General features: G+C 36.4%; 22 protein-coding genes. 7 read left to right on the top strand and 15 right to left on the bottom strand.

Translation table 11 applies throughout. The features are described from left to right. Positions 1-54: 54 nt before the first annotated feature. Together ctlX and BLQ00_RS00220 are read left to right on the top strand one after the other, a co-directional pair. Entirely contained in the window at positions 55-987 is a 933-nt protein-coding gene (ctlX, locus tag BLQ00_RS00225; protein ID WP_093141820.1) for a citrulline utilization hydrolase CtlX, read from the top strand. Positions 988-1026: 39 nt separating this feature from the next. Beyond that, positions 1027-1233: a hypothetical protein gene (locus tag BLQ00_RS00220; RefSeq protein ID WP_093139264.1), complete on the top strand. Its 207-nt coding sequence runs from the start codon at positions 1027-1029 to the stop codon at positions 1231-1233. Positions 1234-1243: 10 nt separating this feature from the next. On the opposite strand, the gene BLQ00_RS00215 is transcribed toward BLQ00_RS00220, so the two are convergent. Continuing rightward, positions 1244-1879: a MarC family protein gene (locus BLQ00_RS00215; protein WP_093139262.1), complete on the bottom strand. Its 636-nt coding sequence runs from the start codon at positions 1877-1879 to the stop codon at positions 1244-1246. A gap of 200 nt (positions 1880-2079) precedes the next feature. On the opposite strand from BLQ00_RS00215, the gene argS reads away from it, so the two are divergent. After that, complete coding sequence (gene argS / locus BLQ00_RS00210; protein ID WP_093139260.1) at positions 2080-3855, top strand: arginine--tRNA ligase; 1776 nt, start codon at positions 2080-2082, stop codon at positions 3853-3855. Positions 3856-3858: 3 nt separating this feature from the next. On the opposite strand, the gene BLQ00_RS00205 is transcribed toward argS, so the two are convergent. From BLQ00_RS00205 to BLQ00_RS00155, 11 genes are all read right to left on the bottom strand, one after another. Further along, positions 3859-4539 carry a hypothetical protein gene (locus BLQ00_RS00205; protein ID WP_093139259.1) on the bottom strand — a complete coding sequence of 227 codons (681 nt, stop codon included), beginning with the start codon at positions 4537-4539 and terminating at the stop codon, positions 3859-3861. Between the two features lie 8 nt (positions 4540-4547). Continuing rightward, a complete protein-coding gene (locus BLQ00_RS00200; protein WP_093139257.1) occupies positions 4548-5189 on the bottom strand; it encodes a response regulator in 642 nt (213 codons plus the stop codon). Then, a complete protein-coding gene (locus BLQ00_RS00195; protein WP_093139256.1) occupies positions 5186-7237 on the bottom strand; it encodes a tetratricopeptide repeat-containing sensor histidine kinase in 2052 nt (683 codons plus the stop codon). The genes BLQ00_RS00200 and BLQ00_RS00195 overlap by 4 nt, the downstream gene beginning before the upstream one ends. Positions 7238-7291: 54 nt before the next feature. Further along, positions 7292-7828 carry a hypothetical protein gene (locus BLQ00_RS00190; protein WP_139149336.1) on the bottom strand — a complete coding sequence of 179 codons (537 nt, stop codon included), beginning with the start codon at positions 7826-7828 and terminating at the stop codon, positions 7292-7294. A gap of 295 nt (positions 7829-8123) precedes the next feature. Next, on the bottom strand, positions 8124-8669 hold the full coding sequence (locus BLQ00_RS00185) for a hypothetical protein (protein ID WP_093139253.1): 546 nt from the start codon (positions 8667-8669) through the stop codon (positions 8124-8126). Positions 8670-8700: 31 nt separating this feature from the next. Beyond that, a complete protein-coding gene (locus tag BLQ00_RS00180; protein ID WP_093139251.1) occupies positions 8701-9426 on the bottom strand; it encodes a hypothetical protein in 726 nt (241 codons plus the stop codon). Between the two features lie 148 nt (positions 9427-9574). Beyond that, complete coding sequence (locus BLQ00_RS00175) at positions 9575-9859, bottom strand: hypothetical protein (protein WP_093139250.1); 285 nt, start codon at positions 9857-9859, stop codon at positions 9575-9577. Next, entirely contained in the window at positions 9840-10091 is a 252-nt protein-coding gene (locus BLQ00_RS00170; protein ID WP_093139248.1) for a hypothetical protein, read from the bottom strand. The genes BLQ00_RS00175 and BLQ00_RS00170 overlap by 20 nt, the downstream gene beginning before the upstream one ends. 114 nt (positions 10092-10205) lie before the next feature. Next, a complete protein-coding gene (locus BLQ00_RS00165; protein ID WP_175445390.1) occupies positions 10206-12731 on the bottom strand; it encodes a TonB-dependent receptor domain-containing protein in 2526 nt (841 codons plus the stop codon). Positions 12732-12738: 7 nt separating this feature from the next. Next, positions 12739-13647: a FecR family protein gene (locus BLQ00_RS00160; protein ID WP_093139245.1), complete on the bottom strand. Its 909-nt coding sequence runs from the start codon at positions 13645-13647 to the stop codon at positions 12739-12741. A 54-nt stretch (positions 13648-13701) separates the two neighbouring features. Beyond that, the gene (locus BLQ00_RS00155; protein ID WP_093139243.1) at positions 13702-14211 is read right to left on the bottom strand and encodes an RNA polymerase sigma factor; all 510 of its coding nucleotides are present in this window, start codon (positions 14209-14211) and stop codon (positions 13702-13704) included. Between the two features lie 108 nt (positions 14212-14319). Between BLQ00_RS00155 and BLQ00_RS00150 the strand changes: the two genes are divergently transcribed. Further along, positions 14320-15360, top strand: a complete 1041-nt coding sequence (locus tag BLQ00_RS00150; protein ID WP_139149335.1) for a hypothetical protein — start codon at positions 14320-14322, stop codon at positions 15358-15360. A 27-nt stretch (positions 15361-15387) separates the two neighbouring features. Further along, positions 15388-15870 carry a hypothetical protein gene (locus BLQ00_RS00145; protein ID WP_093139240.1) on the top strand — a complete coding sequence of 161 codons (483 nt, stop codon included), beginning with the start codon at positions 15388-15390 and terminating at the stop codon, positions 15868-15870. Between the two features lie 60 nt (positions 15871-15930). On the opposite strand, the gene BLQ00_RS00140 is transcribed toward BLQ00_RS00145, so the two are convergent. Together BLQ00_RS00140 and BLQ00_RS00135 are read right to left on the bottom strand one after the other, a co-directional pair. Continuing rightward, a complete protein-coding gene (locus tag BLQ00_RS00140) occupies positions 15931-16257 on the bottom strand; it encodes a hypothetical protein (protein ID WP_139149334.1) in 327 nt (108 codons plus the stop codon). Positions 16258-16360: 103 nt separating this feature from the next. Next, positions 16361-16987: a carbonic anhydrase gene (locus tag BLQ00_RS00135; RefSeq protein WP_093139237.1), complete on the bottom strand. Its 627-nt coding sequence runs from the start codon at positions 16985-16987 to the stop codon at positions 16361-16363. Between the two features lie 173 nt (positions 16988-17160). On the opposite strand from BLQ00_RS00135, the gene BLQ00_RS00130 reads away from it, so the two are divergent. Then, positions 17161-18420 (top strand): DEAD/DEAH box helicase, encoded by a 1260-nt coding sequence (locus tag BLQ00_RS00130; RefSeq protein ID WP_093139235.1) that lies wholly within the window; start codon positions 17161-17163, stop codon positions 18418-18420. A 7-nt stretch (positions 18421-18427) separates the two neighbouring features. Here BLQ00_RS00130 and BLQ00_RS00125 read toward each other — a convergent pair whose 3' ends face one another. Next, positions 18428-19198: a hypothetical protein gene (locus BLQ00_RS00125; protein ID WP_093139234.1), complete on the bottom strand. Its 771-nt coding sequence runs from the start codon at positions 19196-19198 to the stop codon at positions 18428-18430. Between the two features lie 371 nt (positions 19199-19569). On the opposite strand from BLQ00_RS00125, the gene ffh reads away from it, so the two are divergent. Beyond that, positions 19570-20898, top strand: coding sequence for a signal recognition particle protein (ffh, locus tag BLQ00_RS00120; RefSeq protein ID WP_093139232.1), 1329 nt, complete (start codon positions 19570-19572; stop codon positions 20896-20898). The last annotated feature ends 10 nt before the right edge of the window (positions 20899-20908 follow it).

Below are 20908 nucleotides of genomic sequence, written 5' to 3'. Positions count from 1 at the left end.
CTACAAAAAATCAATTTTAATTTAATACAACCGTTGATCGCAACGATGGGATATATGGAGCAAATTACCAATACCATTTTAATGATTCGTCCAGTGGCGTTCCGTATGAACGAAGAAACTGCAGTAAATAATTATTTTCAAGAAGATATAGATCTTAAAAACAGTGTGATTAACGCAAAAGCACAGGAAGAATTTGATGCTTTTGTTGCAAAATTACGTGCGGTTGGGGTGAACGTTATTGTTGAAAATGATGATTTAAAAATGGATACTCCAGATTCTATTTTTCCGAATAATTGGGTGAGTTTTCATGCGAATGGTACTGTTGGATTGTATCCTATGTTTGCTGAAAACAGACGTAGAGAGCGTCGTGAAGAGGTGATGGATCGTTTGGAAAGTGAAGGCTTTTTAATTGAAGGCTATATGGATTATACCAGTGCTGAAGATGAAGGCGTTTTTCTGGAAGGTACGGGAAGTTTGTTGCTAGATCGCGTTCATCAAAAAGCGTATTGTGCGTTATCGGCTCGTGCTGATGATGATTTGCTTATCGAATTTTGTGAAGATTTTGATTACCATCCTGTTATTTTCACAGCGAACCAAACGGTAAACGGAGAGCGATTGCCTATTTACCATACCAATGTAATGATGGCTTTGGCTGAAAATTTTGCTGTGATTTGTTTGGATACTATTGACGACAAGCGAGAGAAGAAAAATGTAGTTCAGCATTTAAAAGAAGATGGAAAAGAAATTATTAGAATCACCGAAGCACAAATGCATCAGTTTGCAGGGAATATGTTGCAAGTAAAAGGAGCGGATGATAAACGATATATGGTAATGAGTCTTGCTGCGCATAAAAGTTTAAAGCCTGATCAAATTGCTGCGATTGAAAAACACTGCGAAATTTTAAGTAGCGACCTTGAAACAATTGAAACCTGTGGTGGCGGAAGTGCTCGTTGTATGATGGCTGAAGTTTTTCTTCCTAGAAGCTAATTTTAAGTATCTTTAAAGGATAATTTCAATCTTGCTTCAATGCGAATTTTAAAAATAGTTTTAGTTCTTGTCGGAATCGTTTTAATAGCCTTTGGGTTGTACACTGCTTTTGTGCCACAAACTGTTTTAGAAATTGGCCCTTTAGAAGTCAATGCGAAAGAAGGTTTGAAAAATCAGACCTTAGGAATGATTGGATTGGGCGTGATGTCTCTTTTGGCAGCCGTTTTCGCTAAAAATAGGAGGTAAGAATTTTTAATTATCCAATTTGAATACTACTTAGAATAGCTACTACAGCGGTTGCAATATATTCAACGCCGATAGATATTACGATAAAACCAACAATTCTTGAGATTGCATTAATTCCAGAAGCGCCTAAAAATTTGGTAATGAAGTGAGCGCTTTTCAGAATAAAATACGTGGCAGCGCCAACAGCAAGCACCGCAAGCACCACAATTAAAATTTCTTTTGTGTGACTGTATTCTTGGTTAAAAGTTATCAATAACGAAATTGACCCAGGTCCTGCTAACATAGGTATGGCAAGCGGAGTAAGGGAGAATTTCTCTCTATTGTCTAAATCCTTCTGAACGCGTTTGTTTTTCATTCCTTTGTGTTTTGAGAATGTTCCTGTTAATAGTGCAAATCCTGAAGTTACAATAATCATTCCTCCCGCAATTCGTAATGCATTTAAACTAATACCAAAAAAGTCTAATAAATAGGTTCCTGCAAAGAAGGAGATTGTTAAAATTACAATCACATTTACCGCGGTTAGAAAAGATGTTTTACCTCGTTCTTTAGGAGATTCGTCACTTGTGAGTCCTACAAAAACAGGAACGGTTCCCAAAGGGTTTATGACCGAAAATAAGGCTGCAAATACGTATAAAAATATATCCATCGTTTTTTCGGCAAAGAACTACTTGTTCATTCATTTAAAGTTTACGGAGTGGTTAAACTTAGGTTACGAAAATGCTATTAGATTATCCTTTTTACAGTCTTTTTAAAGCCTAAAATTCTTGTATCTTTGCAGTCAACACCTACGCTTTTGCAGGGGTGTTTTTTGTATATAAAACCGTTCAGCGTAACCTTAATGTACCTATGAATTTACAGGAAACCTTAGAAATAGAAATTAAAAAAGCCATTACAGAAGTGTACGGTGCTACATTAGAAACGGTAGAGTTTCAAGCAACTCGTAAAGATTTTGAAGGAGATATAACGGTGGTTGTATTCCCTATTTTGCGCGTCGTAAAAGGAAATCCGGTACAAATTGGTGAAGCAATAGGAGCCTATTTAGTTGCCAATGTTTCAGAAGTAGTGAAATTTAACGTGGTAAAAGGGTTTTTGAACTTAGTGTTGAGTGATGCTTATTATCTTGATTTCTTTACAGGAATTTCAGATTTTTCTAACTTCGGAAGAAAACCACAAGGAGAAGCGGCAATGATGGTTGAATATTCTTCGCCAAACACCAACAAACCGTTACATTTAGGGCACATCCGAAATATTTTATTAGGATACAGTGTTTCTGAAATTGTAGCGGCTTCAGGAAAAAAAGCCTATAAAACACAAATTATCAACGATAGAGGAATTCATATTTGTAAAAGTATGTTGGCCTGGAAACGATTTGGGAATGGAGAAACACCTACTTCTACAGGATTGAAAGGGGATAAGTTAGTAGGGAATTACTACGTGAAGTTTGACCAAGAATACAAGAAAGAAATTGCAACTTTAATCGCTGAAGGTAAAACAGAAGACGAAGCGAAAGCTGAGGCTCCCATTTTACTTGAAGCAAAAGAAATGCTTCAAAAATGGGAGGCTGGAGATGCTGATACAGTTGCACTTTGGAAAGAGATGAACAGTTGGGTGTATGCAGGATTTGATAAAACCTACGAGTCATTAGGTGTGAATTTTGACACGCTTTATTATGAAAGTGATACCTATCTTTTGGGAAAAGAGTTTGTTGCCGAAGGATTGGAAACAGGTGTTTTCTTTAAGAAAGAAGATGGTTCAGTATGGTGCGATCTTACCGATGAAGGATTGGACGAGAAAATTGTATTGCGTAGTGATGGTACTGCTGTTTATATGACGCAAGATATTGGAACGGCAATTCAACGTGTAAAAGACCATCCCAATGTGGAGGGAATGATTTATACGGTGGGTAACGAACAAGATTACCACTTTCAAGTGTTGTTTTTAATTCTGAAAAAATTAGGCTTCGATTGGGCTAAAAACCTGTATCATTTAAGCTACGGAATGGTTGATTTGCCTTCTGGAAAAATGAAAAGTCGTGAAGGAACGGTTGTAGATGCAGACGATTTGATAGACGATATGGCGCAGACTGCTAAAAAAATTAGCGAAGAGTTAGGTAAGATTGATGCGTTTTCAGAAGAAGAAAAAGAGGCGTTATACCATACGATTGGTTTAGGCGCTTTAAAATATTACATTCTGAAAGTAGATCCTAAAAAACGAATTTTATTCAATCCTGAAGAAAGTGTCGATTTCCAAGGGAATACAGGACCGTTTATACAATATACGTACGCCAGAATTCAGTCCATACTTCGCAAGGCAGACGAAACTTTCACAACGACTCCAGTTGGTGCTATTACATTGCATCCAAAAGAGAAAGAGGTGTTGAAAACCCTTCAGCAGTATCCAGATGTAATTCAAATGGCAGCGGCAAATTACAGTCCCGCTTTGATAGCAAATTACACCTACGATTTGGTGAAAGAGTTTAATTCTTTCTATCAAAACGTATCAATTTTGGCTGCCGATTCAGATTCAGAAAAAAACTTCAGAATTCAATTGGCGCAAGCTGTTGCAAGTGTTATTAAGTCGGCTTTTGGATTGTTAGGAATTCAGGTTCCAGAGCGCATGTAAGCCTTATTTGTTTATTTTATAACCAATCATTTTGTCTTTTCCTTCAGTTGCATCTACTGCAACGAGATACGGAATAGCATCATTTTTGTAAATAAATAGGCCTCTATATTGGTAAATACCACTTATTTCATCTTCGGTTTCAGCAAGAGAAATCGGGCAATACGTGATTAATTCGCCAAAAACCGCTTCATTTTTTTGCATTAAATCTTCAATACTTTTTGAAATAGGAGTCTTAAAGTCAGCCGCGTTTTTAATAGAATCTAACAAGTTGTATTTTCTAAGTAATATGTTTTCAGAAAACTGTTTGAAAGCCGTCGACTTTTTACTTAATTTTTCTAAAACAGGAAGCTGAAACACAAAAGAGGCAGTATCTTTTTTGAGGTTGAGAATGTCAACTTTTATTTCATCGTACGTTTCTTTTTCTTCGGAAGTAAAACCTTCATACACTAAAAGTGCGATGTTTGAAGAACTTAATTCGGGCCTTAAGCTGTCTAATAATTTGCTTTCAGAAGCGGTTATCTTAAAATTACGAATGGTTTTTTCGCCTACATTGCTATTAAAACCTTTAGAGTACGCTGTTTTTGCCTTGTAAATTTCAGCAATTTGGTTTAAACTTTTCTGTTCAGTTTCTGAAGCACAGCTTAGTACTAGGAGTGCTAAAAGAAAGGGTATAAATAATTTCATGTGGGTTGTTATTTATGAAGTTCATATTCGAAAGCAACACGAACCAATCCAGCAGTATTTCGAACTCCCGTTTTAATCAACATATTTCTACGATGCGTTTCTACTGTTCCAAAACTGATAAATAATTTATCGGCAATTTCCTGCGTCGTATATTCGTCAAGGATTAATTGTAAGACTTCCTTTTCGCGCCTCGAAAGGGTAGGAAATGGGTTGTTTGCCTTTGCTGCAGCATTGCTTGCAACACTATTTATAACAATGTCGTTCACTGCTTGGTCTAAATACATTTTGCCATTGAAAACTGTTTTAATCGCTTCAATCACTTCTTCTTGCCCCGCATTTTTTAATACATAGCCTTTGGCACCGTTGCTTAGCATCATTTTAATAAGACTACTTTCTTTGTGCATTGAAATGGCAATAATTTTTAAATCAGGATTCGTTTTGATGAGTTGCTTGCAGGTGTCAATTCCGTTTATTCCAGGTAAATTGATGTCTAATAAAACAACATCTGGTGCTGCCTCTGGAATTTTTTCTAAAGCAATCTCACCACTTAATGCGGTACCAATTACTTTAATGTCGTCTTCATTTTGTAATAATAATTGCATTCCTTCAATTACCATTTTGTGGTCGTCTACTATAAAAACTCGTATCATATTGTTGGAATATTAATGGTTAGTGTGGTTCCTCTTCCTGGCGCTGTGTCCCAGTCTATAGTTCCGTCTAAAAATTGAACACGGGAGTTAATACTCTTTAATCCAAGTCCTCCTTTTGCTTCTGCTTCTTTGTAATCAAAGCCTTTACCATCGTCTTCTACAATGAGGGTAATTTCTTTTTCATGACCAATAAGCTGTATTAAAATAGAGGTCGCTTCTGCGTGTTTTCGAATGTTAGAATTAATTTCTTGAATCAGTCGATAGATCATCACCTCTTTGGTCGTGTCTATTTTAGAAGGTAAATTTTGTATTTCTACATTGGCAGTATAGCCTTGTTGAACAAGACGATCGCCCATATCTTCAATGGCACCTTTTAACCCAGAAATACTCAGGGCGTGCGGCATCATATTGTGTGAGATTCGACGGACTTCAATACAGGCTTCGTCTATTAATTGATCTGTTTTTTGTGCAATTTCTTGCAATTTTAACGCTTCGTTTTTATTCTGAATGGTTTTAAAATGAGCCTTCACGGTACTTAATAAGCCACCGAGACTATCGTGGAGGTCTTTTGCAATTCGGAGCCGTTCTACCTCTTGCCCTTCAATCATACTGTTTAAAGAAGCTAATTTATTTTTTTGCTGAAGCTCAATTATTTTCTGACGTTGTAACTCGTAATTTTGAGCTGCAATGGTTTTTTGGTATTTGATTCTTTTCCTGAAAAACAAAATGATAAGCAATAAGAAAACTCCCAAGGTGAATAGAACGAAGAGAATTCGATTTGTTTGCCTGTTTTTTTGATCAATGATGGCTTGTTGTTCCGCTTCAATTTTATCGAATTCATACTGCATTCCAACTTGTGTAATCTTCCGAATGTTCTTTTCGTTAAACACAGAATCCTTCACTTTTGTAAATAATTCGTGGTTGGTAAGTGAAGCCTTGTAATTCCCTAACTTATTATGAGCTTCATATAAGCAGTTACAAGATTTCATTAAATAATCAGAGTCATTAATTTTTACCGCAATGGCTTTTCCTTTATTACAAAGTTCTTCAGCTGCAAGCAGATTGTTTTCAGCATTATTTAATTCACCCAGCATTGTATAGCCTTCCATCATTCCTTTTTCAGAATTAATGGCTTTATAGACGGCTAATGATTTTTCGTAATATTCTTTAGCGAGATCATACTTTTTCATTTTAAAATAGGCCAATCCAATAGAAAGATCGGTGCTGGCAATAAACCGTTCAGGCAACCCAGCATTCACTTTCATTTCCTTGGCGGCTTCGAGGATTGTTAACCCTTCTTCTAATTTGTCATTAGTAATGAGAAGGAACCCTTTGTTTCCAAGGATAACGGCAGCATTCCCTTGAGATCCTAGTCCGATGGCGGCATCGTACGCCTTGTCATAAAACTCTACGGCCTTGTCAAAATCTTCAGTTTTAGTGTAAAGATTTGCGAGGCTATTGTTAAGGACTAAGTTTTGTCCTTTATATTTTCGTTGCTCTTCCTTTGTTAGTGTTGAGGTGTCTACTTTGTCTAATATGTTCTTAGCTTCGATAGTGGTAGAAATAGCTAAAATAACGGCGCCTAGGTTTTGGTAAGCACCTCCTTTTGTGGTTAAAATAGAAGCTTTTAAAAGAGGTTCGTTAATTCCTTCGGAATATTGATAGGCTTTGTCTAAAGCAGACAAACAGGAATCTATTTTAGAATTGAAGTAGTAATAATTCCCTAATGAATAATAAGAATGTCCGAAGAGCTTGGGGTCATCTACTATTTTAGAAATAGAAATAGCTTTGTCGATAAGTGCTCTTGTAGGTTTTGTGTACCTGTTATTTCCCGCAGTTCGGACTAATTTCTCAATCTTTTTAAAATGATCGGGAATAGTATCGAGAGTGCTAATTACCGAATCGACATACTTTTTATTGACAGGACTTTTAGATTGTGCGGTGGCTGAGAGCGTGAAAAATAGAAATCCTAAAAAAAGAACATACCGATAGATACAATGTGTTTTTGTAATAAAAGCGGGTATAAATCGATATGTATAATTTCTCAAAATAAAGAAGGATAATGGTTAGGCATCTCTAATTTAGGTATTTATTTTTTAAAATTATCGAGTCTTAGTTTTTACTTTAATTGTAAAGTCTCCTTCGCTCAAGCCATCAGCTCCCGTAACACCAATAACTAATCTGTATCTTCTGTTCATAGCGACAAGGTTTGTAACGGTGCGTGTGTGGTCTTGTTCTTCACGTCCCACGCGGTTACGCTCTTGAAAATGATCGGCTTCACAACGAATACATCTTGGAAGATTAGGAACTAAATCCTTTGTGTTTATTCCAGTTTGATAAGCGTAAATACTGAAATTAGCCGATGGGTCTTTTGGGACTACTGTCACCGAAACTTCACTGTATTTCGGGATAATACCTTCAAAAAGAACGTGTTTTCCTGAAAACTTTTTTTTCTGATTTTCAACAAAGCAGGCATTATTACTATTCCATGCCCATGATAAATCGTTTAAAATAATTCCTTCGGAAAGATTGCCAGAATATGCAACTTCTTGATTTGGTACAAGCTCTATGGTGTACACTTTTGTTTGTGCGCTCATAAATAACGGAAGGCTTAGTACTATAAATAATAGCTTTTTCATAATTGAGATATTGTGATTGTAGTTCAAGGTACCTCACTTTAGTAGTTTTCGCATCAAAGAATTCTAGGAGGTGTAAAAACTAGATGAATTCCGGTAAGAGAATACGCACGGTGCTTTTGAAGTTATAATCTGATGAATTAAAAAAGACTGTCTATAAAAGTGAAGTTTAATTTGTTTGTCGGGTCGAGTGTAGTAGAGGCTTCAGTGTAAATTGACTACTTGAAATTTTCGACTGTGCTCGAACGAACATTAAAACCTGCTTTTTTAGACAGCCTCTAGAATTAATAATTAGAATTTATTTGGCATTAATTCGGTACTTAAACTTGTTACCAACCGATTTGTTTTTCATCGCAACGATGATGATTTTCCCTTTTACGTTTTTAAGATTAAAGACTTTTGTTTTTCCATTTTTGTCGTTTGGAAATTCATAGCTCGCCTTTTGTGTGGTAATTCCGTCGCGACCTTGCACACAAATGGTGACACCTGTTTTGGCTTTTCCATCGTATTTGTTGATGGTCAATTTTACATTGTTATTAAATGAAGGTGGCGTAACAAATGTACTTTTGGTTTGTCCAGCGATGTTTCCAGTTTCATTACCTCCGTCCATTTCTAATAAACGGGGTCCTATGGTTGCGCCTCCATTGGCAGCAATCCAATTCCAAACTCTTTTAATTTTTTGAACTTCCGCTTTAAACGGCACGATTTGAATATTCGGTTTCCATGGACCCCACTTCTCCCAAGTTTTTTCGGCCAATTTAACACCTTGATTACAGTTTTGTGCGGTTGCTTGAAAGCTTAATGTGAATAAAGCGATACCTAGTAATAATATTATTTTTTTCATTGTGTGAGATTTAAAATGTGAGTGATTATTTTTAATTTGCTGCAAGTGCATTCATAGTATACCCTAGATTGTTTCCTATCGATACATTGCGTAGTTCTACTTTTAGCGGCTTATTGGAGTTGACTGTGAAAACCTTTTGCGACTCCGATTTCTCTAAAGTTTGGTTGTATTGATTAAGTAGCGACCAGCTGCTTCCATTCTTTTCCCAAACACGAATGTTTCCACGCGCTTTACCACTATTTCTACGTACTACAATTCGTGCTTTATTCGTACAAGAGTTGTTGGTGTATATTGTTTTATTGGTTTGTCCCACAAGTGAGCCTACTACTTTCCCACCTGTTGATGCTAGAGAACTACTAGCTCCATCAATTTTTAATTTGTAACTAAAAGTGTTTCCCACAGATTGGTTTACAACTTTTACTTTAATGTTTTTGTTTTTTACATTATTTAGTGTGGCTGTGCGATATCCAGTTGTGTATTTACCATTGTCAAACTCAATCGTTTTATTTTGCTGCATTACGTTGTTTACGTAAATATTGACTTGCGTTTCTGCTTTTCCAGCCGTTTTTTTAATGCGAATGGTTACTTTATCTGATGTTGCTTTAGTGGTTATGTTAGCCGGATTTACAGAATATACTTTTCCAGTTTTACTAGTCAATGTCGTTGCGCAGGTTTGTGCATTGGATTGGAATGTAAAAGCGCTCGCAATTAATGCGACGATAAAAATTTTTGCTTTTAATGTGTTTAAAGTTTTCATAATTTAAAGTTTATATTGGTTTATAATTTGATTACTGCTAAAGTAATTGGGTGTAATGTGTTTAGTATCAAAGAATTCTGCGAGGAGTGAAAATTAACGGAATTCATAGAGGACTGTTTTTTACAGTTGTAAGACGTTAATTTGATATTCAAAATTTGGCTTCAGAAGGGTTCTTAATCGCAATGCTTACAATACGTCCTTTTACTTCTGTAAGCTCAAACAACTTCTCAGATTCGGGACTTTCCGAAGTGAAAACAAAACTTTCCAGATTTTTAGTTTTACCCGTTTTGTTGTGTGCACAGACAATGACTTCAGCATTGGGTAACTGCTTGTTATATTGAATGGTTACTTGTAACAACTCTTTCCCCGCCAGATACGTTGCATACATGCGTTTGTTGCTTTTTTTGGACGTTTCATTTTTTCTCTTTTCCATTCATGGGTAAGAGTTTGGGCGCGTCCTTTTTAAAACTTAACTTGGTTAACGATGCGGTGAGCGACCCTTTAAAGTCGTCAATAATTGCGTCAGGGTCGGTGAGGGCTTGTTCAATGCTTGCTTTTTCCCGGAGGGAATTTAAAAGTGTAAATTCTTCGCTGCAGTCGTGTGTATTAGATGAGTAGAATCCTACGATTAGGAAAACACCTACATTATGTAGTGTTCGTTTCATTGTGTGAGATTTTGATTATGTAGCTAAATTAATAGATGATAATCACTACACTATCAAAGAATTCTAGGAGGAGTGAAAAGTATGGGAATTCTGTTAGAGGATTCTAAAGGACTTTTAAAATAGTAGTTGTGCAGAGAAATTTGGGGTTAAACCTAACGAGATTTCTTCAATTTGGTTTACGCGAAGTGTGCCATTTTTATCCGTATCAATCGCGTATCGAATGTTTAAAGTATTTTTAGTATTGAACACATTCAGAAGGGCAAAATTGATTTTTGCATCTAGTTTTCCCGAGAGATTCCAAATATGTTCTGCGGAAAGATTTACTCTAAAATAGCTTGAGAGCCGTTCTTGATTGGGAAGGTCGTATTGAATAGAAGGAATTCCGTCAGTGATTGCAATTTCTTCGTTGGTCATTGGAACGGTGTACGGTTTGCCACTGTGCCAATTAATGCCTAATGCTAATTTAAATTTATTAAAAGCAAGTGTGTTAGCGAGCGTTGCTGTATGTCTAATGTCTAAGTTATTCGGAAACTCTGAAGGCGATAAAGCATCGAAGCTATAATCGTTTTTTAACAACATATACGACAACCAAGTGCTGTACGATTTTGTTTTTTTGTTAAGTACAAATTCCAATCCCTTTGCGGCATATTCACCAGTACTTCGCGTAAACTGAAACTGATTCTGAAAACCTTGATTAGCGGTTGTGATGCCTTCCACGAACTTGTAAAACCCTTCTAGATTCACAAACCAATTAGATTTGTTGTACACCAACCCAAAAGACACTTGCTTGCTTTTAATAATAGGAACTCCCTCATTGTCTGCAAGAACCCATCTTCTTTTTTCAACTCCGAGAAAATCACTTTCAAAATCGATGCGATGTGTGGTGGACTGACTTTTAAATTCGCCCAATGCTTCGACAGCAAAACCATTGCCTAGTGATTGATGAACACTAAGACGCGGTTCTACGAGGGTTGTTTTTAACTCGGTAAAATGGTTGACGCGAATCCCTGTATGTATACTTGTTTTTTCGTTATTAGGAGTAAAGTGGAGGTTCCCAAAAGCCGAATGTGTTTGTAGTACGTTTTTATCATAACTTCGGAAACGGGGCAGATTGATATCCTGTGTATTGGCAATTCCTACTTCTGAAAAATGATAGCCCCCTTGTATTTCAATTTTTTCTGAAAGATTCCATGTTGCATCAACTTTTACTCCTGTTTCGAGTATTTCGTTTTCCTGAAGCAGTTTTTGTGTGGTGAATATTTCTTCATTGATGGCATTTAGTTTGTAATAGCTAGCATATCCTAACAGTTGTGTTTTCACCTTCGAATTCCACTGGTATTCCCATGAAAGTCCTCCCACCAGACTTCGTTGTTGTAGATTACTCGTTTCAGAACTAGCGGAAGCATTTAAGGTCTCGGTAAATTCTAATTCATTATCGATGGTTAAAAAGTTGATTCGGATGTTGCTTTTTTCAGAAATATCCCAAAGTAGTTTGGTGCTAAAATCGTAAAATGTAAAATCGTATTCGGAAGCGACTTCAGTGCCATTATCGTCGGTAGCAATGGCGGTGATTTCAGAATCTTGAAAAATGCGATCTTCATAAATACCAAATACAGGCGATTCAATAAAGTCGTTAATCGAACGCCGTCCAGAGACTTGAATTCCGAAATTGGAGGTAATAGGGATTTCAGCAAAAGCGTGCGCATTAATTAAGTTGAAACCTGCGCCGCCTGAGAAGGCAGTTGTGTTTTCATTTTCAGAACGCATATCAATGACTCCCGAAACACCTTCACCATATCTTGGATGTGTTCCATTTTTAAAAACTGTTACTTTTTTAGTAATATCTGGATTAAAGGCCGATATCAGTCCGAAAAAATGGCCGCTTTGATACATTTTAATATCGTCCCATAAAATATTGGTTTCGGCATGTGTGCCTCCTCGAATGTTAATGTTCGAGATTGTTTCGTCCACACTTTCAACACCAGGAAATGCTTGTGCAATTTGTAAAACATCACCATCTACTTGCCCAGGAAGTAATCCGAAATTATCCGTGTTAATTTTAAAAGCTCCGTTTTGTTGTTTGCGAATCCCTTTGGTGAAATAAGTATGCAGTAATACTTGCTCTAAACTCGATACAACTGGAGTTAATGTAATTGTAGCGCAATTAGTACTTAGTTGCGATACAGGGACTGTACGTGTTTGATAACCTAGATGTCGGATGGTAATTTGCTGAGGTTCGTTTTTTGAGATAAAGAATATACCTTCAGCGTTGGTAACGGTCGAAAAGCGTTGCAGTGTAGCTTCTATCGTAGCTCCTTCTAGAGTTGCGTTATTGTAGGCATCTGTGATCTTTCCGCAGAAAAAAAGAGATGCTTTAGAAACAATGGTAATGTAGCGCTCGTCTATCTGTGTGAACGTGAATGGGGTCGTATTATTTAAGTGGGAGAGTGTTTCGGCAAGTGTTTTTTGAGTAGGTGGCGTAGTAATTTCTATTTCTGAAAGAGCATTACTATCGAACGAAAATCGGATGTTATACGTAGTTTCTAGGGTTGGTATAAGCGCAAGTAAGGTGGTTTTTTTTGTTGTTTGAGCGATAAGGCTGCTACAGCAAAAAAAACAAACAAGGAGTATGAGTTTCAAGTTACATTTACTGGCTCTTGTTGGCATATATGGTTACACGTTCGTCTTCAATAGTAAATGCAAGTTGCAAAGGATCGCATATAGATTTTAAGGCTAATGTAAGATCTGTGTGCGTGAAACTTCCCGTAAAACGGCGATTTGCATTACTAAATGTTGCGGTTAATTGAATGGGATATTGTCTTTCTAGCTCTTCTAAAACAGCTGCTAAATCAGCATTTTCAAAACTACTTTCGTTTGCGGTCCAGCTAGGAAATGGAGCGAAAGCATTGGCATGTTTAATAAGCGTATTGTTTTCAATGCTAAGTTGTGAACCTGCGGGTAATTTAATAAGCGTGTCATTATAGGCAACACTCACCAAGCCTTCGTAACAGGTAATGTTAAACTGTTTGTCTCTTGAAAAAACATTGAATTGTGTTCCTAAAACGGTCACCGTTCCTAAGGGTGTTTTAACGCTAAAAGTATTTCCTTTGGTTACTTTAAAATAAGCTTCACCTTGCAGATTTAATGTTCGCTGCGAGTTCCAATTGTTTTTGTTATAGGTAATAGTTGAGTTGGCATTTAAGGCAACTTCAGAACTGTCGGGCAATGTAAATGTTTCTTTTTTTGCAATTTGAGAATGTATGGTGGTGTCTAAAGAGTCTACATATAAATAACCAACAACAAAAATAGCAAGAACGGCTGCGATTTTAAGAAGGTTACGTACCGGAAATAATTTTCGCACGTTGTTTTTTGGTTGTAATTGAGAGGCGATGGCCTTATAGTTTTGGTCGCTAGCAACCTCCGGCGTTTTCAAATGTGCCGTTGCTGCTGAAATTTCTAGATAGCTCGCATATTCGGGAGAAGCTTTTAATTGTGTTACTTCTTCTGGAGTAGCGGTGCCATTTAACCATTTGTGTAATAGATTTTCTAAATCCATATGTTATGTGTTCGTAGGTAGAACAGGTTTGTTTTAATTTACCCTACCTTTAAGTTATACATTTCCTATTTCTTTCCGAAGAGAGGCTAGTGCTTGGCTCATTCGTTTTTCTACTGCTTTTACTGAAATGTCTAAAAGTGTAGCGATTTCGGCATATTTTTTACCTTCTATTCGGTTAAGTAAAAAAGCAGTTCGTTGTCCTTCTGTAAGATTCGCAATCGCATTTTCAATTTTCTGATTGAATTCTTTTTCTTCAAAAACATATTCTGGCGATTCGCTATTAATTCTGTTAGGCTGTGCTTTTGCGTGTTTTAAAACAACTTTTTTGTGCGCTATTTCGTTTAAGAAGGCATTGTTGGTTATGGTGTATAAAAAAGATTTTGCTTTGGCTAAAGGTGTTTTTGCGCAATTTTGCCAAAGCTTGATAAATGCATCTTGCACCAAATCGTCTGCTTGTGCGGTATTTCCGCATTTGTAATAGATAAAACGCCAGACTTCTTTATTATAGGTGTTGTAAACCTTTTTGAAGGTGGCTTCTTTACAAATATCTTCCAGTGAGTCCATATAATTTGTTGTCCACTCAAATATATCCAAAAAGAATTTATATTTTACAGTAGGGTATTTTTTAAATAGGCTGTTATAGTTTTAGTAATGCCTCAAAAAGCAATTGCTATGAAAAAGAAATTTTATACATCACTAGTTCCAATCTTATTGCTAGGATTGTTGTTTTCTTCTTGTCAGAAAGAAGAACATGAATTAATTGATGAAACCCCTAATGAAACAATAACTGCAAATTCGGTACTTGCCGAAATGTTGGTGAGTGCTTCTCAAAACAATGGTTATGTAGACGATATAATCGACGGTAGTAGCTGTTCGTCTGTGGAGCTTCCTGTTACCGTATTTGCAAATAGTCAGGAACTTACAATTTCAACACTTGCCGATTTGCAAAACATTCATGCCATTTTTGACGAATATCCTGGCGACATCGATACACTAGAAATAGTCTTTCCAATCGTTGTTATTAGTGAAGATTATTCTGAAACGGAAATAGCCAACCAAACCGAGCTAGATGCTTTTACTGCGGATTGTTTTAATTTTATAGGCGACACCTATGTTTGTGTTGAATTCGAATATCCAATTTCGTGCTTTATTTACAATACAAGCAATGAACAACTAGGTGATATTACGATTGATACTGATCATGATTGGTTTGAGTACCTAAATTATATAACAGACGATATTATAATTGCCATCGATTATGGAATGACAGTAATTGTAAATAATGAGCCTTATCTAATTAATAACAACCAAGAATTAACCAATGCCTTTGCGCAGGCTGATTGTGAAGTTGTAGTGACAACAGTAGATCCTGATGTTGAAATCTTGCGTGACATTTTAAAAAATGGTGCTTGGCATATCTCCGAATATTTAGACGATGGGGAAGATGAAACTCAAGAGTATCAAGGGTATAATTATAACTTTTTAGACAGTATTACCGTGTATGCAACCAATGGTGTTGATTATGTGTATGGTACTTGGGTTGTCACCGTTGTAAATGGTGGTTTAAACTTGGATTTTGATATGGATAGCCCTTTAAATGGCACCGACGATCACGATTATAAAGTCTTTCAGTATAACGAAAATACGGTGACCTTTGTCACTTTTGATTCAGACAACGTTATTGAAGACACCTTAACCTTCCAGAAAAACTAAAAGATAACAACTATAAAAACGATAATTATGAAAACAGTACAGCTTTTGAAAATGATGGTTTTTACTCTTATTGTGGCAGCTTTTATTGTGGCTTGCGATTCGGATGATGATAGCAACCCAACAGACAACGCCATCACTGTCGCACAAGTAACAACAACAGCTTCAAGTGGTGATTGGCGAATAACGTATTTCTATGATACAGACCAAGATGAAACCGGTAACTATAGTGGCTATAGTTTCACGTTCAATCAAGATGGAACATTAGTTGCGGTTAATGAAAGCACTACAGTTACCGGGACTTGGTCAATTTCAGACGATAGTTCGTCTAGTGATGATGATGGTAACAATAGTAGTGATTTAGATTTTAATATCTTTTTCGCAGCGCCAGACGATTTTAATGAGTTAAGTGACGATTGGGATATTATTTCTGTTTCTGAAAACAAAATAGAATTGATTGATGTAAGCGGAGGTAATGGAGGCACCGATTATTTAACCTTTGAAAAGAATTAGTTTTTGGCTTAACGTAATTTAGAAACATCCAATAATGCAGTTTGTATTTTGGGTGTTTTTTTATTGAATAAGTTCACGTAATACTGCTTCTAGTCTTTTTCTTTCTTCGGAAGGGGTTGCAATTACTTGTCTGTTTTCTCCGTTGTTTTGAAGGCTTAGTACCGCCGTAAGCATCCTTCTTTGTGTCGTGACTCCTTCTGAAGCAAATACAGCTTCCGCAAGGGTTGAAATTTGGTTGAAGGTTTCTTTAGTAATCTTTACGGTTGCTTTTTTACCACCATTGTACTGCCCCGAAGAACTTTCCGAAGCAGTCATCGGAATATAACGTATTTCAGAAGCTGTAATCTGAAACCGATTGTTATTTTGATCTGAATATAAATACATCATTCCTCTTTTTTGTGCCCCACACGATAGTATCCCCAAACTAAGTAGTGTTAGTATGAATAGAATGCTGTGTTTGAAGAATTTTCGCATCGTGATTTTTAGATAATCAATCCAAATGATAAATTTCCATAATGTTTTTTAAAATGTGATCAAAGTCTATTTCTAGGTCAATAAGTTTACCGCTGTGAATGTCTAAAACCCATCCATGAACTGTAATGTCACGTTCCCGATATGCAATTTGAACTTCAGAAGTTTTAATCACATTTACGCATTGCTCTTGCACATTTAACTCGACCAAGCGCTTGTATTTTTCTTCTTCATTTGTAATCGAGTTAAGCTCTGCGCGATGCAGCCTATATACATCACGAATGTTACGCAACCACGGATTTAAAATGCCTAAATCTTTCGATTCCATCGCAGCTTTTATACCACCACAGCCATAATGACCACAAATAATAACGTGTTTTACTTTTAAAATAGAAACGGCATAGTTAATCACAGACATCGCGCTTAGGTCTAAATTAGAGACAAGGTTGGCAATGTTTCTGTGTATAAATGCTTCGCCAGGTTTCGCACCCATTAATTCCTCGGCTGTTACGCGGCTATCACTACAGCCAATGTACAGTACTTCTGGGCTTTGCCCTTCGGAAAGGTTTTTAAAATAGTTGGGGTCAAGTGTTAGTTTTTCTTGTACCCAGTCTTGATTGTTCTTGAAAATCTGATCGATATTCATAGGTGTTTTGAAGGCTTTAATTTGAATATTAAAGATACATAAAGTTTAAAAAATGTAAGGTTTCATTGAATAAAACTCTCATGGAGAAAATTAAGTGTACCTTTGCCGCTCAAAGAAATGACTCTTTTTCGTAAGTAAACCTATTATAGATTGTCATTTCACAAACAATTTATATGTCATTTAAATCATTAGGGCTGTCCGATGCCCTGCTAAAAGCTATTAGCAAAAAAGGATACACTACCCCATCCCCAATTCAAGAAAAAGCAATTCCCAAAGTATTAGAACGAAAAGATGTATTAGCATCTGCACAGACAGGAACTGGTAAAACAGCTGGCTTTGCATTGCCTATTTTACAAATCTTATCAGAGACACCCACACTGCGTCATCGTCCTATACGTTCATTAATATTGACACCCACACGAGAGTTAGCAGCACAGGTATTACAAGATTTTAAAGATTACAGTGAGTTTACTGACTTGCGTTCTATGGTTATATTTGGAGGAGTTGGAGCAGCACCACAGATAAAACAATTGAGACAAGGAGTTGATGTTTTGGTGGCAACACCTGGACGGTTACTCGATTTGCAAAGTCAAGGAGTGCTTTCGTTAGCTAAAGTAGAAATACTAGTATTAGATGAAGCCGATAGAATGTTGGACATGGGCTTTTTACGAGATATTAAAAAAGTACTTGCCTTAGTGCCTTCAAAGCGACAGAACTTATTGTTTTCTGCTACGTTTTCAAAAGAGATTAAGCAACTAGCCAATGGATTTTTACACAATCCTGTTTTAGTAGAAGCAGCACCACAAAATACAACAGCCGAAAAAGTGAACCAGTTGGTTTATAAAACAAACAAGGCTATGAAAACGGAGTTGGTTACAAAGCTTATTTCTGAAGGTGATTGGCAACAAGTTTTAATTTTTACAAGAACGAAACACGGAGCTAATAGGCTGAGTGAAAAGTTAGGTAAAACTGGAATTACTTCCGCAGCCATTCATGGAAATAAAAGTCAGGGAGCACGCACCAAAGCGCTTGCCGGATTTAAAAGTGGAAAAGTACGCGTTTTAGTCGCTACCGATATTGCCGCTAGAGGGTTGGATATTCCATTGTTGCCTCATGTTATAAACTACGAGCTTCCAAATATTCCTGAAGATTATGTTCACCGTATAGGTAGAACAGGTCGCGCAGGAGCAAGTGGAGAAGCCATTTCTATTGTTAGTATCGATGAAAACGAATATGTTCGAGGTATTGAAAAGCTATTAGGAGAAAAATTAGACACTCAAGTAATTGAAGGTTTTGAGCCGACAGAAAAATTGGCTGATGTGTTAGATAAAAAAGCGCAGAACAAAGCACAAAATCAAAGAGGACGTCAAAAAAGGAATGACGCCCCCAAGGGTAAAAGTGATACGGGTTTTAAAAGACGCGGTAGACGCTAGACTTCGATTACATTTTTGGTGTATACGATAAATCTCTTCTAATGTAACCGTTTAAAGATTCTGTTTTAATAATAGATTTTAAAAGATCGTTATAGATAGGTGTTCTGGCTTCCCCTAACAATTCTTTGTTTGCTTTACGAATTCGTTCGTAATCTTCGGCACTTTTTGCTGAAATTGACACAATAATAAATTGTCCTTGTGCGCCAAAACCACTTCGGAAGACTTGATAGTATTCTTTAGATTTTTTATCAGCATATAATTTTTTGAATTTTTTTGCCAATCCTAAGACTTTCTGAAGGTTTTGTGGAGTCATATACCAAAATTCTAGTTTTCGAAACTCTAAATTGTTTTGTGCTTCGGCTATTTCAGCAGGCATGTATGAAAGTTCATTGTCTAGATGTATAATGTAATCGTAGTGCGAATCGTAGCAATTGTCAAAATTATCGAAAAGCTCGTTAAACTCATCGGTTCCCATATTTTCTTGTAATAATGAAAATCGACTATTGTCTAAATCGCCCATGTTGTCAATTCGAGACAAAGAATAATAACGTAAATCGTCTGTAGAAATAGTAGTCCAATTTGCTTCTTTGATATCATATTTTTCACAACTATCGGCTAAAATGGTGCAATACTCTTCATAGTCGGAGACTTTTGCAGGATACACAGGGTCTTCATGAACCCAAAAGGCTTGAGAAATGCTTTTTTCTTGTGCATATTGTGTAAAAGGACACAAGGTTAGTAAAGCAATAAAAAGGAGAGTGATGTTTTTAGCTTTCATAGTTTGACAGGTGTTAAGTTATAATTAATGTTCTGTGTTTTGAGAGCATTATAAGTAGGTTGGTTCGTTGTTTGTAAAAGGCACTACTTATAAAACAAAAAAATAATTTTTAATACAATACAGAACATACTAAAGTTAAGTTGAGGTTTATGTTTGATTATTTCCTATTAAATATACATAAAGTTTTGTGGATATGTAATTTTTTGACCTGCTTTTTTATGAATATGTGATATATAGCGAATGTTTATTGAGATATTGTTTTCTATGTGTTTTTTGTGTAAGGATTAGTTTGACTCTTAATTCTACTTCTAAGTTTCTTTGATTCTCACCTGTCAATTGCTATCTTTGCCCCTTATTAAGAAAGCAATACTATGTTCGATAATTTAAGCGATAAATTAGATAAAGCACTCCACGTCCTTAAAGGGCACGGTAGCATCACTGAAGTAAACGTAGCCGAAACTTTAAAAGAAGTTCGTCGTGCACTTCTAGACGCCGATGTTAACTTTAAAATAGCGAAGGAGTTTACTACAAGAGTTAAAGAAAAAGCATTAGGTCAGGATGTATTAACAACATTACAGCCAGGTCAATTAATGGTGAAGCTTGTAAAAGACGAACTTACCGAGTTAATGGGAGGTGATGTTGCTGGAATTAACTTAGGGGGAAGTCCTTCAGTTATTTTAATGTCGGGTCTTCAAGGAAGTGGTAAAACTACCTTCTCTGGAAAACTAGCTAACTTTCTTAAATCTAAAAAAACAAAGAAGCCTTTATTGGTTGCCTGTGATATTTACCGTCCTGCTGCAATAAATCAATTGCATGTAGTAGGAGACCAAGTAGGGGTTGAGGTGTATAGTGAGCCAGAAAATAAAAATCCAGTTTCAATTGCACAAAACGCAATTGAATACGCTAAGAAAAACGGACATAACGTTGTTATTATTGATACCGCCGGACGTTTGGCAGTAGATGAGGAGATGATGGCCGAGATTGCTGAAGTACACAAAGCGATCCAACCTCAAGAAACCTTATTTGTTGTAGATGCAATGACAGGGCAAGATGCTGTAAACACAGCCAAAGCCTTTAATGATAGATTAAACTTTGACGGAGTTGTATTAACCAAGTTAGATGGTGATACTCGTGGTGGAGCAGCAATTTCAATTAAGAGTGTTGTAAACAAACCAATTAAGTTTATTGGTACTGGAGAGAAAATGGATGCTATCGATGTGTTCTATCCTTCACGTATGGCAGATCGTATTCTTGGAATGGGAGATGTTGTCTCTTTAGTTGAAAGAGCACAAGAACAGTTTGATGAAGATGAAGCGAGAAAAATTCAGAAGAAAATTGCAAAAAACCAATTTGGATTTGACGATTTCTTGAAGCAAATTCAGCAAGTAAAGAAAATGGGAAGCATGAAGGACTTGGTAGGAATGATACCAGGAGCCGGAAAAGCGTTAAAAGATGTAGATATTGACGACGATGCCTTTAAAGGTATTGAAGCTATTATCCATTCAATGACACCAGGAGAACGAAGTGTTCCTTCAACGATTAATGCAAGTCGAAAAAAACGTATTGCAAAAGGAAGCGGAACTTCAGTGCAGCAAGTAAATCAGTTGATGAAGCAATTTGATCAAATGAGTAAAATGATGAAAATGATGCAGGGAGGCGGAAATCGCAAGATGATGCAGATGATGGGAAAAATGAAATAATAACACAACC

Origin of the sequence: Ulvibacter litoralis (assembly GCF_900102055.1) — a bacterium.
GTDB classification, from domain to species: Bacteria; Bacteroidota; Bacteroidia; order Flavobacteriales; family Flavobacteriaceae; genus Ulvibacter; species Ulvibacter litoralis.
The sequence above is the reverse complement of the archived record's forward strand: the minus strand, read 5'-3'. Positions and strand labels throughout refer to the sequence as shown.